The sequence below is a fragment of the Vibrio artabrorum genome (assembly GCF_024347295.1).
In the GTDB taxonomy this organism is placed as follows: Bacteria; Pseudomonadota; Gammaproteobacteria; order Enterobacterales; family Vibrionaceae; genus Vibrio; species Vibrio artabrorum.
Genome location: NZ_AP025459.1, coordinates 17,263 through 32,035 on the forward strand (window position 1 = coordinate 17,263; position 14,773 = coordinate 32,035).

The 14,773-nt window shown below is 45.2% G+C and carries 12 protein-coding genes; 5 read left to right on the plus strand and 7 right to left on the minus strand.

Annotated features, from left to right (window positions below; all coding sequences use genetic code 11):
- Positions 1-29: 29 nt before the first annotated feature.
- The 4 genes from OCU36_RS14185 to OCU36_RS14200 form a co-directional block, all read right to left on the minus strand.
- A complete protein-coding gene (locus OCU36_RS14185; protein ID WP_261840227.1) occupies positions 30-1,739 on the minus strand; it encodes a putative 2-aminoethylphosphonate ABC transporter permease subunit in 1,710 nt (569 codons plus the stop codon).
- A 21-nt stretch (positions 1,740-1,760) separates the two neighbouring features.
- Positions 1,761-2,870 (minus strand): putative 2-aminoethylphosphonate ABC transporter ATP-binding protein, encoded by a 1,110-nt coding sequence (locus tag OCU36_RS14190; protein WP_261840228.1) that lies wholly within the window; start codon positions 2,868-2,870, stop codon positions 1,761-1,763.
- A gap of 227 nt (positions 2,871-3,097) precedes the next feature.
- Complete coding sequence (locus OCU36_RS14195; protein WP_261840229.1) at positions 3,098-4,519, minus strand: FAD-dependent oxidoreductase; 1,422 nt, start codon at positions 4,517-4,519, stop codon at positions 3,098-3,100.
- A gap of 104 nt (positions 4,520-4,623) precedes the next feature.
- Complete coding sequence (locus OCU36_RS14200; RefSeq protein WP_261840230.1) at positions 4,624-5,634, minus strand: putative 2-aminoethylphosphonate ABC transporter substrate-binding protein; 1,011 nt, start codon at positions 5,632-5,634, stop codon at positions 4,624-4,626.
- Positions 5,635-5,993: 359 nt separating this feature from the next.
- Here OCU36_RS14200 and phnW point away from each other — a divergent pair, with 359 nt between their 5' ends.
- The 3 genes from phnW to phnX all read left to right on the plus strand — a co-directional run bounded on the left by phnW (position 5,994) and on the right by phnX (position 9,421).
- A complete protein-coding gene (phnW, locus tag OCU36_RS14205) occupies positions 5,994-7,097 on the plus strand; it encodes a 2-aminoethylphosphonate--pyruvate transaminase (RefSeq protein WP_261840231.1) in 1,104 nt (367 codons plus the stop codon).
- Positions 7,097-8,518, plus strand: a complete 1,422-nt coding sequence (locus OCU36_RS14210; protein ID WP_261840232.1) for an aspartate aminotransferase family protein — start codon at positions 7,097-7,099, stop codon at positions 8,516-8,518. The genes phnW and OCU36_RS14210 overlap by 1 nt, the downstream gene beginning before the upstream one ends.
- 84 nt (positions 8,519-8,602) lie before the next feature.
- A complete protein-coding gene (phnX, locus tag OCU36_RS14215; RefSeq protein ID WP_261840233.1) occupies positions 8,603-9,421 on the plus strand; it encodes a phosphonoacetaldehyde hydrolase in 819 nt (272 codons plus the stop codon).
- 113 nt (positions 9,422-9,534) lie between these two features.
- On the opposite strand, the gene OCU36_RS14220 is transcribed toward phnX, so the two are convergent.
- Entirely contained in the window at positions 9,535-9,933 is a 399-nt protein-coding gene (locus OCU36_RS14220) for an OsmC family protein (protein ID WP_017068628.1), read from the minus strand.
- A 213-nt stretch (positions 9,934-10,146) separates the two neighbouring features.
- Here OCU36_RS14220 and msrB point away from each other — a divergent pair, with 213 nt between their 5' ends.
- Positions 10,147-11,289, plus strand: a complete 1,143-nt coding sequence (msrB, locus tag OCU36_RS14225; RefSeq protein WP_261840234.1) for a peptide-methionine (R)-S-oxide reductase MsrB — start codon at positions 10,147-10,149, stop codon at positions 11,287-11,289.
- Positions 11,290-11,387: 98 nt separating this feature from the next.
- Here the strand turns inward: msrB and OCU36_RS14230 are convergent, their stop codons facing one another.
- Both OCU36_RS14230 and OCU36_RS14235 read right to left on the minus strand, forming a co-directional pair.
- Positions 11,388-12,755 (minus strand): TrkH family potassium uptake protein, encoded by a 1,368-nt coding sequence (locus tag OCU36_RS14230; RefSeq protein WP_261840235.1) that lies wholly within the window; start codon positions 12,753-12,755, stop codon positions 11,388-11,390.
- A 9-nt stretch (positions 12,756-12,764) separates the two neighbouring features.
- On the minus strand, positions 12,765-13,424 hold the full coding sequence (locus tag OCU36_RS14235; protein ID WP_261840236.1) for a potassium channel family protein: 660 nt from the start codon (positions 13,422-13,424) through the stop codon (positions 12,765-12,767).
- 184 nt (positions 13,425-13,608) lie between these two features.
- Here OCU36_RS14235 and OCU36_RS14240 point away from each other — a divergent pair, with 184 nt between their 5' ends.
- Complete coding sequence (locus OCU36_RS14240; RefSeq protein ID WP_261840237.1) at positions 13,609-14,721, plus strand: mechanosensitive ion channel family protein; 1,113 nt, start codon at positions 13,609-13,611, stop codon at positions 14,719-14,721.
- Positions 14,722-14,773 lie beyond the last annotated feature (52 nt).

Genomic DNA, 14,773 nt, shown 5'->3' on the forward strand with positions numbered 1-14,773 from the left:
CCTTGGCCAACTGCAATATAAGTGGTTGGCTAGCGTTTACGCCAAGCTTGGGTGCGCTTCTCGAATAACTTGTTGATTAGCATATGAATCAACTTCGCACTCGCTGCTGATATCATGATCATCACCGCCATCGCTGCCGCTGCCCCCGTTTGCCCCGCGTCGTCCATATTCAGTACTGATACTGACGCTGGAATCGTATTGGTAGAATACAAGAATACTACCGCAGATGTCGTGGTAAGTGCATTAATAAACAGGTATGTCGCAATATCTAAAATCGCTGGCAGACAAACGGGTACCGTCACCTTAAAGAACAACTTGTATTGCGGTAAGTTTACCGAAGCCGCTGTTGCTTCAATTTCAGAAGGCAGCTGTTTCAATGCCGTTAACGCAGTCATGTGCCCTACCGTGTAGTAGTGAACCACGGTATTAATCACCAAGAACGCCATCGTGCCATACAAGAAGTTGAGTGGATTACTCAAATCATTGAAGTAAAAGATATACCCCAAGCCCAGCACCATACCCGGAACGGCCATCGGCACCACGCTGAGCATTTGCATCGCTTGACGAACAGGACCGAAGGCACGGCCTTTCTCAATGCAGTATGCCCCAAGGAAAATCAGAACAGTACCAATTATCGCAGTCCAAGCACCAAGCGTTAACGAGTTGAAGAATGGCGCCCAACCATAAGTACTCATTTCTGCGAAGTTGTAGTTGTTTAGCGTCAGCGCTTTGTTCCAAGGCCAGAAGGTGACCATCGAACCGTATATCGCCATACCCAACACAATAACCACAGCAGCAGAGATGATGGTACAATAAAGGAAACATAAACCATCACGTAGTGTGCTAGGTTCCGGTTGGTACGCGACAGAACGAGTATCAAACAAGCTCTTCTGCTTCTTTTGAACCCAGCGGTCAACGGTAAACGCAAGCAACGCAGGCAATAGCAGCAAGATACTGGTTACTGCCCCCATAGAGAAGTTCTGTTGCCCTACTACCTGTTTAAAGATATCGGTAGACAGAACGTTGTAGCTACCACCAATCACCTTTGGCACACCAAAATCACAAACCACCAGCGTAAACACTACGATCAGAGTGCTGATCAAGCCGTATTTTGCCGCAGGTAACGTCACCATAAAGAAAGTTTTTAACGATGAAGTATTGAGTGCACGTGCAGCCTCATACAGACGAGCGTCAGAGGTTCTTAATGAGGTGGTCAGAATCATTAAGGCGTGTGGAAACGTCCAGAATATCAAGCCAAGAGAGATACCAATCAAGCCATAAACCGAGTTGCCACCCAAGACTTCTTTGGCGATACCTTGGTTACCAAATAAGAAGATAAGACTGATAGCAGGAAGCAAAGACGGTGCTAAAATCGGCGCTGAACCTAAGACTTGAAATAGCCCCTTGAAAGGCATGCACGAACGAGTCAAGGCATAAGCATAACCAAACGCTAATACCCCCACGATAACCGTCACTAGCAACCCTATCGTGAACGTATTACCTACCGACTGCCATAAGCTTTGAGACGCAAAATACGTTGCGAAATTCTGTAAACCAACAAATTCGCCATCTGCGTTCTGAACACTCTTTTTCAACATGGCCCACAGTGGCATCAGGATAAACAACGTCATGACCACAGACAAAAAGGCCAACAGCCCAAATAGAATGACGTTGTCTTTACTTAACCGAGCCAGAAAAGGTTGTACTCGTCGTTGAATTAGCCGCTTAGATTGCATCATTTGAGTCGATTCCATGATTGTTTACGCCGCCTCGTCTTTCATCACTTGCAGGCTTTTCGATGGGTAAGCTCTAAGGCCTTCTTCATCAAACGCTACATAACGAATGTCACTACGACGTAACTTCAATCGATTAAACTCTTTGACGGACACATCCACTAGGATCTCTTTGGCCGTTGAGTCGTGTTGCAATTGACACTCAATGCGATAAAACGCACCAAGGAACTCACTCGATACGATTCTCACCGGTAACGATTCGTTAAAACGATCAACAAACTGAATTTGTTCTGGACGAACCGCGATATCAAAACGATCGCCATGCTTTGGGGTTAAATTATCCAAAGCAGGCAGCGGTAACATTGACTCAGCAATACGCATCTTACCTTGCGCCGCAACAGAAGCTTGAATAAAGTTCATACTACCAACAAACTCAGCGACAAAACGACTAACCGGTTTTTGATAGATATCTTGAGGCGCCCCTACCTGCTCGATAACACCATGATTCATCACCACAATACGGTCAGCCATGGTTAACGCTTCATCTTGGTCGTGCGTCACCATGATAGTGGTGATACCTAGCTTACGTTGCAGTTGGCAGATCTCATCACGTAGGTGTGTTCTTACCTTTGCATCCAACGCAGACAGCGGTTCATCGAGTAGCAACAAGCCTGGAGACAACGCCAATGCGCGAGCCAGAGCAACACGCTGCTGCTGTCCACCAGATAGTTGATTTGGAAACTTCTGACCAGACGTTGGTAAGCCGATGGTCTCTAACCAAGACTCAACCGTCTCAAGGGCTTCTTTGGTCGACATGCCTTGGTTTTTCAGACCAATCGCAATGTTTTCTTCCACCGTGAGATTTGGAAACAAAGCGTAAGACTGGAACACGATGCCAAAGTCGCGCTTTTCTGGTGGCAAGAAGGTCGTATCCTTACCGTTCTGCTCAATAGAACCTGAAGTGGGTAAATCTAGACCTGCAATCGCACGTAATAAGGTGGTTTTTCCACAGCCAGATGGGCCAAGGAAGCAGACGAACTCGCCTGTATCTATCGATAGGGAGATCTCTTTTAACGCTGTAAATTGGCCAAATTGCTTTACAACGTTTTCAATATTCAAATAAGTTTGGTTGCTCATACTACAGCACTCTCCATATGGTATATACCAAACTTAAACTGAGAATATTGCAGTTGAGTGACAAATTTATAGAAGCTCAATGACAGTTATATTGCAGATATAATAAGCATTAAAGATTGCTATTTGTTCAGCATTAACAGTTCGTTCAACGTTGAAAGCCCTCAGTGACTTGCCCATAAATCACTGAGAGCCTTAATGTAAACTTCTAATTTAAACGCAGGATTAATCTATGATTCAATCTTGTCGGCTTTGCCCGCCGCACCTGCGAGTTTGGATAACTGTTTATCTAGCCACAATGGCGTGTTACCCGAATCTTCCGCGTTCTCTTTTCTTCGTACCGCATCACGCACCATCATCGCACCTACCCAACGAAATGGCTCGGGCGGGAAGCGTCCTAAAGGGCCTTTAGTTAAACCGCTTCGTGTCCAAGCATTGTCGATATCGAGTACCATTGCTGACAAAATTTTTCCGCCCATACGGGTTTGAGCAACGCCATTGCCTGAATAACCAAGCCCATAATAGATGTTGCTTTGGCCTTTTAGATTACCGAAAAATGGCAATCCGGTGACCGAACGATCTGAGCCGCCAGACCAGTTGTAATCGAATTCACTTTGTTCCAATTTAGGGAACAGCTTTTGGAACGATTGATTGAGAATCGGCAGGTAGTTAGTCGTTTGGTTAAACATGCTTTCAACTTGATTGGCAAACGAGAATTTATTGCCACCTTTGCCCAACATGAGTCGTCCGTCCTGGGTATCTCGGTAGTAGTGGACAAAGATACGCGAATCCACCACCGCCGCCCCTTTCTCTGGGCCAAATTGCTTGAGCTTGTCAGGAATAGGCTTGGTCACCACCATATCTGAAGAGACAACCACAATGCTGCGTTTGAACTCTTTGAAGTGATCGAGCATCCACGCATTGAGTGCCAAAATCACTTTATCTGCAAATACGGAACCGCCTTTGGTTTGAATTCGAGCGGGAGAGCCATAGTCGAGTGATGTCATTTCTGTGTTTTCGTGAATTTCGACACCCAGTTCGAGCGCGACTCGGCGCAAACCTCTAGCCAATAACGCTGGCTGCACACTACCCGCAGCTTCTGAATAGTAACCTTCAATGTGGCGATCAGATCCCGCTTTGTCAGCCAAAGAATTGTCGCACTTCTTCCAGCTATTGATACCCTGCTTAACCAGCTCATTAACAACAGACTCCATTCCACCCTTTTGAGCTTCATTGGTCTCCGTGTAGTAAGTTCCGCTACGATATAGATGCGCGTCAATGTTGTGTTCGTTACAGAAGGCTTCGATCTCGTATATAACCTTTTCCGATTCCTTAACCAACCATTTCGCTTGTTCTTTTCCGTAGAGCTTTTTCAGCGTCAGATACTTAGTTGACCACGTCAGCATGCAACCGCCGTTCGCACCAGAAGCACCGCTACCACATAGGCCTTTTTCAATCACGACAACATGTTTTTCGGGTTGCTGTTGTTTGATTAAAATCGCCGTCCATAACCCCGTATAGCCACCGCCAACAATGGCGATATCACAGTTGACATCTTTTTGGAGTGGCTTAGCCGAATCTAGCCCCGCATTGATGTTGCCAAACTCTTGTTCCAACGCTTGCTTGAACCAATATGAGTAGTGCTTTGTCATTTGTTGTACCTTACTTAAAACCTAAAGGCGTAAAACTAACAAAGGAAGACCGAAGCCTTCCTTTACTGATCTCGAACTTCTAATGAACTAAATAGGTCGTCAGATTAAGATTTTGGCTCTGATTTAGCATCAAACTTCTCAGACCATGTTTTAAGAACGTCGGCACGTTCGCTGCCCATACGAGCGAAGTCCATTTTTGCCATGTTCTTTTCTACATCAGGGAAGTTCTTTGCTTTGCCTGTCACATCTTGGTGACCAACAACTGGGTACATTTCGATGTAAAGCTCATTTGCCGCTTTAGAAATAGACCAGTCAACAACGCGTTGCGCTGCATCAGAAGGCTTAACAAGACCTACCGCCTCAGACTCCCAGCCGATGCCTTTAGGTGTGATCACTGACAGTGGAGCGCCTTGAGTCTTTAATTTAGCACCACGGCTCGCCATAGAAATACCGATGGCCACTTCCCCCATGCCCGCTTCAACACAAGGCTTCGAACCCGAGTGTGTGTAATGAGCAATATTTTGATCAAGTTTCTGCATGTAGTTCCAGCCTTGCTCTTCGCCCATGTTCTGTAGCCAAGCTGAAACCTGCATATAACCAGTCCCCGAAGAAGCTGGGTTTGGCATCGCAATGTGGCCCTTATAGACAGGTTTCGTTAAGTCGTCCCAAGATTTCGGAGCAGGTAGGTTCAGTTGCTTAGCAACGATTTTGTTAAAGCAAATTGCATTGAAGAATGCATCATTACCATACCAAGCTTGAGTAGACTGTGGGTCATTCAGGTTAGTGCGTAACGCTTCTACTCCTTGAGGTGTGTAAGGCTTCAGAATACCCTCTTCTTTAAGCAAAGCCATGGAAGAGCCCGCAAGCCCCCATACTACCTCTGCACGAGGGTTATTTTTTTCAGCCAGTAATTTTGCCGTCATGATCCCCGTTGAATCACGTACCCACTTAATCTCAATGTCTGGGTTTTCACTTTCGAATGCATTTTTGTATTTAGCTAAAATGTCAGTTTCGAAAGCCGTGTAAACCGTCACTTCCTGTGCTGCATAAGCATTACCAGCGAGTAGAGTGACTAACGCTGCAAGTGATCCTTTCATAAAACGGTTTTTCATCATTTTCTCCAGTCAGGCTCAACTCCAAAGTGAGAAGTCGCCAAAATTAAAAGTTACCGAGGTTGAGCATTTTTTAAGTTAGAAGCCTCATCAGAGGCAGCTATATCCATAAGTTCATCTGGGGTGCTTACATGTCAGTGGTATGTACCAGATTGCAAGTATTAAACTAATCAAGGTTTATGACGGCTAAATGAACAAAAAATGGCAATTTAAAGATCGACAACTTTCTCAACATGAGTGACCCATTTGAATATGAAGCTTTTGTGAAAATAACGTTTGGGCTATTTACGACCGTTTGAATGGGTTGTTAAAGTGGCTGTAAATATTGGTATAGTCCAAAATACAAATCGCGAGAATTGAACATGAGAAACGAATACCTACTACTGACACCGGGGCCTCTATCTACTTCTGAAACCGTTCGCCAAGCGATGCTAAAAGATTGGTGTACTTGGGATGATGAATACAACAAAGACGTTGTTGAAGTGATTCGTCGCAAGCTAGTGACTTTGGCGACTAAGCAAACGGGTTATACGAGCGTACTAATGCAAGGTAGCGGCACCGCTTCAGTTGAAGCAACAATCGGTAGCGTTATCTCTAAAAGCGGCAAGCTTCTTGTTGTTGACAACGGTGCGTATGGTGCTCGTATTGCTCAAATCGCAGAATACTTAAACATTCCATGCCATGTCGTTTCTCCAGGTGAAACATCACAGCCTAACTTGAACGAAATGGAGACGGCATTGGCTATGGATTCAGATATTACTCACGTTGCGATGGTGCACTGTGAGACCACTACGGGTATGTTGAATCCAATCGAAGCGATCGGCAAATTGGCAAAACAGCACAACAAAACCGTCATTCTAGATGCGATGTCGAGTTTTGGTGGCATCCCTATGGATATTGCTGACTTAGGTATCGATTACATGATCAGTTCGGCAAACAAATGTATTCAAGGTGTACCTGGATTCGGCTTTGTTATTGCGAAGCAATCGGAACTGAAAAAATGCAAAGGCCAAGCTCGTTCATTAAGCCTTGACCTGTTTGACCAATGGCACTGCATGGAAAGCAACCATGGTAAATGGCGTTTCACCTCTCCGACTCATACCGTGCGTGCGTTCTACCAAGCTCTACTTGAATTGGAGCAAGAAGGTGGCATCGAAGCTCGTCATAATCGCTACCAAACCAACCAAACTACATTGGTTGCTGGTATGCGTTCTCTTGGCTTTGAGCCACTGCTTAATGATGATCTTCATTCACCTATCATTACCTCTTTCTATTCTCCAACTCATAGCGATTACCAATTCAAGGAGTTCTATGACCGTTTGAAAGAACAAGGTTTTGTGATTTACCCGGGCAAGGTTTCAAACGCAGACTGCTTCCGAATCGGTAACATCGGTGAAGTGTATCCGTCAGACATTAACGCGCTCATTGGCGCAGTGAAAAACGCTATGTATTGGGAGATCAAATAATGATGACGACCAATCAAGAGCCGATTCTAAAGGCCACACACTTTCGAAGTGAAGGCGATGTAAACACCACGCCAGCACGCGAAAAATGGAACCAATCGCTAAACGATGATGCGACTCAAGCGATGTTAAAACGTGACTCTGACGTGTTTCTTCATCAAGCCATGTCAACGCCTTGCCTAGACACACTTGAAGCCGCTGAAGGCATCTACATTCAAGATGCGACGGGCAAAAAGTACATGGACTTTCACGGTAACAATGTTCATCAGCTTGGTTATGGCCACCCACATATCATGAATAAAGTGACTCAGCAAATGGCGTCGTTGCCATTTTCACCACGTCGCTTCACCAATGAAACTGCGGTTCAGTGCGCTGAAAAGCTGACGCAAATCTGCGGTGGTGATTTAAATCGCGTGTTGTTTGCTCCCGGTGGCACATCAGTGATCGGCATGGCGCTCAAACTGGCTCGACATGTCACCAACAATTTCAAAGTAGTGTCATTGTGGGACTCATTCCATGGCGCGTCACTCGATGCGATTTCAGTGGGTGGCGAAGCGTGTTTCCGCGAAGGCATGGGGCCATTAATGGCTGGCGTAGAACGCATTCCACCAGCGGTTTCCTATCGTGGTGCTTTTCCGCTTCGCGGGCAAAGCGCAGGCGGTGAAAGTGAGGCTGCATGTGATGTGCACTACGCCGATTACCTAGAATATGTGATTGAAAAAGAAGGCGGCATTGGTGCCTTCATTGCCGAAGCAGTGCGTAACACCGACGTGCAAGTGCCAAGTAAGGCTTACTGGAAACGCATCCGTGAGATCTGCGATAAGCATAACGTCATGTTGATCATCGACGACATTCCAAACGGTATGGGTCGCAGTGGCGAATGGTTCACTCACCAAGCTTTTGATATCGAACCTGACATTCTTTGTATCGGTAAAGGTTTTGGCGGCGGCTTAGTACCAATCGCCGCCATGATCACTAAAAACAAATACAACACGGCAGCGCAAGTATCGCTTGGTCACTACACCCATGAAAAAAGCCCAATGGGTTGCGCGGCAGCACTCGCCACCATGGAAGTGATTGAGCAAGAAAACCTACTTGAAAAAGTTCAAGCGGACAGCGCATTCGTGCGTGAACAGCTGCTTCAAATGAAAGAGAAGTACCCTGTCATTGGTGACGTTCGTGGCATCGGCCTGCTCTGGGGGGTGGAATTGGTCACCGATCATATCACCAAAACCCGAGCTTTCGATGAAGCGGAAGCCGTACTTTACCAATGTCTAAACGACGGTCTGAGTTTCAAGGTGTCACAAGGTAATGTGATTCAGTTAAGCCCACCATTGATCATCAGCCGCAGCGAACTGGAAGTCGCTCTGTCTGTATTCGAAAAAGCGATAGCAAAAGTCTGCAAAGACTTTCAATACCTTTAAACCATCATCTAACCAATAACTTAAAACCATCATTCATCTCCCAGAACAACTTGAGCTGGGAGAGAACAGAAATAGGACTCGACTATGAACACCACATCACCTATCCAAGCGGTTATCTTTGACTGGGCTGGCACTATCGTTGATTTTGGATCATTTGCGCCAACCAGTATTTTCGTTGAAGCATTCAGACAAGGTTTCGACTTTGATATCGACTTAGCAGAAGCGCGTGAACCTATGGGGATCGGCAAATGGGACCACATCCAAGCAGTGGGTCGAATTCCAGCCGTTGACGCTCGTTGGAAGGCTCAGTTCGGACGTTCGATGACCAGTGAAGACGTTGATGCGATCTACGCGGCATTCATGCCTCTGCAAAAAGCCAAAGTAGCCGATCACGCCACGCCTATTTTGAATGCGATAGAAGTGGTCAATAACCTAAAAGAGAAAAGCATTAAAATCGGATCTTGTTCAGGTTACCCACGTGAGGTGATGGACGTATTGATTCCCGCAGCGGCCGATTACGGCTACCAGCCAGATAACGTGGTAGCGACCGATGACTTACCTCAAGGTGGTCGCCCTGCGCCATTTATGGCACTGAAAAACGTCATCGACCTAGGTGTCACTAACGTTGCTGCGTGTGTAAAAGTAGACGATGCAGCACCGGGGATCGATGAAGGTCACAATGCAGGCATGTGGACGGTCGGCCTAGTTCTTTCGGGCAATGAAGCTGGCTTAACGTATCAAGAATATTTAGATGCAGACGAGACAACACTTGCCTTGGCGCGTGAAAAAGCAAGCGTTAAGCTCAATAAGTCCAACCCACACTACCTCATCGATACCATTGCAGACCTACCCGGCGTGATTGCCGATATCGAAAAGCGTTTACTGAAAGGTGATCGCCCTTAAACAAATATTGGCGACTGGGTGATTTCAAACGCACCCAAAAACGCCGCCTATATTGCTGTAAAATCCCTATCCAATCATGTTGTCATTCGAGTTAACCAGATAGGATGGGGATGCTAGACGATTTCCCAACTGTGGGTCATCTCTACGCCAGCACCGAGCATTAGGCATACTGAACAGTACTTTTCTAATGAATCCGCACATACCTTCGCCACAAGCTCTGGATCCAGATTGTCACCCGACACTTCAAAGTGAATATTAATCACCGTAAAGATTTTTGGTGCCGTTTCACGACGTGTCGTCTCTAGTTTTGCGTTACAGCCAGTGATGTTTTGACCTGCCGACTTCAAACCATCAACCACATCAACAGAGCTACAACCACCAGCCGCCATTAATACCATTTCCATAGGGCTTGGCGCAGTAGCACCACCGCTGCCGTCCATCACAACAGAGTGACCTGATTGAGATTGACCTAGGAATTTAAAGCCTTCGACCCATTTAACTTCTGCTTGCATGTTGTTCCTCAGATGTACGAAACATCATCATTATCTAAGGTCTTCTGACCGAGTGTTTATACCAATGCGTACAGCCTACTACTGGCAGCAGTGATGAGCAAGATTTTCTCTGTGGCATGTTTTTTTCTAAAATCCTGTAATTTTTCTCATCGAAAGCCTGTCTCTATTCGTACATTCAAAAACAAATCGAAAGAACGTCAAAATGAGGTATCTATGAAGAGATTATCTAAAATATTGGTGTCACTCGTGGTTGTACTACCATTGATCTCTCTGTTTGTTAGCCAAACTGGTACGGCCAATACAGCAGATAAAATAGCAAATGCAGGCAACAGTGAAATTGCAACACTGGCTGGCGGTTGCTTTTGGTGTACAGAGTCTGATCTGGAGAAACTGCCGGGCGTGATTGACGTGATTTCTGGCTATTCAGGAGGCGAATTAGAAAATCCAACCTATCGACAAGTTTCATCGGGTAAGTCTGGGCACATTGAAGTGGTTAATGTCATTTTTAACCCCAAGAAGGTTAGCTATGAACAAGTGCTTGACCAATTTTTCAGACACATAGACCCAACCGATGACAAAGGTTCGTTTGTTGATAGAGGTCCACAATATCGACCGGCGATTTTCTATCATAACCAAACACAAAAAGAGATCGCTCAGAACTTCATGATGGAGATCGACAAAGCTCAGATCTTCGACAAACCACTAAAAACAGAACTTATTCAATTTAAAAAATTCTGGCTAGCTGAGGATTACCATCAAGACTATTACAAAAAGAACAAAGTGCGTTACAACTACTACCGCTATGCTTCTGGCCGTGATCAATACCTCGATAAAGTCTTCGGTGAGAATAGAAATAAGAATCCACAAACTATCCGTCAGATCATTGATAGCAAAAATGCCACAGCCAATGTGAAAACATACCGTAAACCCTCTGATGCTGAGATCAAAGCGAAGTTAACCGCACTGCAATACGATGTCACACAAAATGAGGCAACTGAACGCCCTTTTAACAACAAGTACTGGGACAATAAGCAAGAAGGGATTTATGTTGATATTGTCACCGGTGAACCTCTTTTCTCTTCAAAAGACAAATACAAATCGGGTACAGGCTGGCCGAGCTTTACTCAATCGATCAGCAAAAGTTACGTGGTAACTAAAACCGACTACAAACTGCTTTACCCAAGAACCGAAGTTCGTAGCCGCTATGGTGATTCTCACCTCGGACATGTATTTAAAGATGGCCCGAAACCTACCGGCTTACGATACTGCATGAACTCAGCAGCAATGCGCTTCATCCCAGCCGATAAATTAGCAGAAGAGGGTTATGAGGAATATAGACCAATGTTCGAGGGCTAAGTACCCAAAATAACCACGCTATCTTAGACACAAAAGCCAGCATGTTGCTGGCTTTGTACTTGTGATAGCGCGACTCATGACGAGTCGAGTTTATTGACCTAACCGGTCAACACAGTATCTTCTGGGTACTTCAACAACGAAGGTTCTGGTCGAGCTAGCATATACGCTAAAGTCAAAGGACCAATCCGTCCGATCACCATCACCACAATCATGATGTATTTTCCGGGTTCAGAAAGTTGAGCGGTTAAACCTGCGGAGAGTCCAACCGTAGCAAACGCAGAAATGACTTCAAACATCACTCGATCAAATGCTGCTTTTTCAGTAAGCATTAACAAAAACATTGCGGTGGTTAATAACGCGCCACTCACCACGATAATCGCCAATGATTTCGTTACCGCTTGCCAAGTAACCGTTCGCTTAAACATCACAACATGTTTTTTCTGACGCAGAAACGTCCACGTCGCAACAAACGCAACCGCAAAAGTCGATACCTTAATCCCGCCCCCCGTTGAAGTAGAGCCCGCACCAATCAGCATCAGAACTATCATCACCAGCAAAGCAGGTTGTGTGTATTGAGACAGGTCCACACTGTTAAAGCCCGCCGTTCGAGCACTCGCCGACTGGAAAAAAGCCGCCAACCACTGCCCTTGTGTCGATAATTCGCCCATTGTCGCCGAATTACTTCTCTCCAGTAACCAAAACATGACCGTACCCACCAACAATAAAATCGGTGTCGCTGTCAGCATGATCTTGGTGTGCAAGTGTAAAAAATGAAAGCCCTTGCGCCAGTTACTCGACAAATCACCGACCACCGTAAAGCCTAAGCCACCAAATATAAACAACCCCGCTAAGGTGAAGATCACCAAGGGATCATCAACAAAGCTCATCATACTGTCTGAAAATAGAGAAAAACCGGCATTATTAAACGCTGATATCGCATGAAAAAGAGCATAAAAGCTCCCTGTTGCCCATCCCATTTCAGGGACCCAGCGGAAGCAGAGCAACACAAAACCAACCCACTCCGCCAGCAACGCAAAGATAATAATCTTCTTCACGAGCTTACGAAGGTTCACTTTGCTATCTTGCCCCAGCGCTTCTTTGGCCAATGCTTGTTGTTTCAAACTTAACCGAACACCAAACATATAAAGCAGGACCGCAGACAACGTCATTTGCCCAAGTCCACCAACTTGCATCAAAAACATCAATAAAATTTTACCGGTCAAAGTGAAATGCTGCCCGGTATCCACAACCCCTAACCCCGTCACACTAATCGCCGAAGTGGCAGTAAACAGTGCGTCCGTAAAACTTAACCCTGTGACAGAAAAAACAGGCAGAGTAAGTAAGATTGCAGAAGGGATCAGTACCGCAAGAAAGCTCGCAAGAATAATCTTAGGTTCAGAACCTTTTTTACGCTTTTGATCCTGATTTAACGAGTAAAACAATCCTCTTCGATTTAGCAAATTCATAGACTCACCTTACGATAAGTTTTTGAGTTTATGAGCCAACAGCGTCTTAGGTCCCGCAATAATAATGACATCTCCGGTCTCCAAGCTGATATCCAATGATGGCGCATTAGCTAAATTAGGGCCACGCTTAAAACCCAAGACTTGTACATCCCGTTCTTTACAAAGATTCAAATCACAGAGACGCTTACCAAGCAACTTATGGCCGATGACAATTTCTGTCATCGCCAAATCACTACCGAGATCGATAAATTCAAGTACACGTTTATCGAGCATTTTACGAGCAATACGAATACCCATGTCACGCTCTGGCATAATGACGCGGTCAGCACCAATCTTAGAAAGGATCTTGCCGTGGAATTTGTCGTTCGCTTTAACCCAAACGGATTTTACGCCTGACTCTTTCACCACCAAAGTGGTCAGAATACTTGAGTTAACATCCGCTCCAATCGACACCATCACCATGTCGTAATCGTCTAACTTTAACTCTTTAACTGTCTCTTCATTCGTACAGTTCGCAACAATCGCCTGTGAAACGAAAGGCGCAACCTCTTTCACTCGCGCTTCATCAATATCAATGGCCAATACTTGTGCGCCTGAACTTTGCAACTCTTTACAGACAGATAGACCAAAACGTCCCAATCCGATAACTGCGTACTGTTTGTCGCTCATTTAAAGCCTCCGTTTAGGAAGTTGAATTACATCGAATAGCCAAAACTACATTAGTTTCTATCTCAAAAAAAGCCGAATGTGCAATAATAGGCCTACAATAATGTCATAATAGCTTGATTTATCTAGGCAGAGAACGACTGCAATTTCTGTTAATTCCCACTAATAATTTCTGCGGCAGCACACAATGAATGAATTGATAACCCAAATTCAAACCTATATTCACCAAAGCCACAGTAGCTGGAGTACTAGCGTACTGTTTATTACATTGGCGAGTTTTTTGGCTTGGGTGGCGTGGCGTATAATCCACAACCGTTTAGCGACTTTAGTAGAAAAAACAACCTTCTATTGGGATGACTTAATATTAAATGCCCTTAAAGCCCCCGTCAGTACATTGCTCTGGTGCTGGCCTGCCACTGTCTCTATAGGCTTGATTCTTCAAGACCAGTTTGGCAATGAAATCAACTGGTTAAGAACACTTAAAAACATACTGATCATCTGTACGTTTGTTTGGTTCACGCTGAGAATGATCAGTAACGCTGAAACCTACATCTTAGAACAGAAGACCAGAGACGAAACCACGGTACACGCTATCGCGAAAGTCGCCCGACTGTTTTTCATGGTGATGGGCGGCCTAACCATTATGCAGGCATTTGGACTCAGCCTATCGGGTTTGCTCACCTTTGGTGGCGTGGGGGGCCTCATTGTTGGTTTGGCAGCCAAAGACCTATTGTCTAACTTCTTCGGCGGCATGATGATTTACTTCGACCGACCGTTTAAAGTCGGAGATTGGATACGCTCACCCGATCGTCAAATTGAAGGTACCGTAGAACGCATCGGCTGGCGCATGACGATCATCAGAACCTTTGATAAGCGCCCTCTTTATGTTCCAAACTCAATTTTCAGCAATATTGTGGTAGAGAATCCATCAAGAATGTTGAACCGAAGAATCAACGAAACATTCGGACTTCGTTATCAAGATGCAGACAAATTGGCGCTCATCGTTGATGAAGTAAAAACCATGCTTGAAAACCATCCAGACATCGATGCCAAACAAACGCTGATGGTTAACTTTGATAAATTTGGGCCATCCACCCTGAACTTTTTTATCTACACTTTCACAAAAACAGTCAATTGGGTGAGATACCACAAGGTTAAACAGGATGTGTTGTTACAAGTTCTGGCTATTATTCATAAGCACGATGCCGATATTGCGTTCCCAACTCAAACACTCAAGATCGCCCCTCAAGAGACTCACCTCTCTGATGATATGGTGAATTCGCACCCTGAAGCTCATTGATAGTCGATAAGCGTGGTAACATACAAACAGTAGCCCTATATAACTCATTACC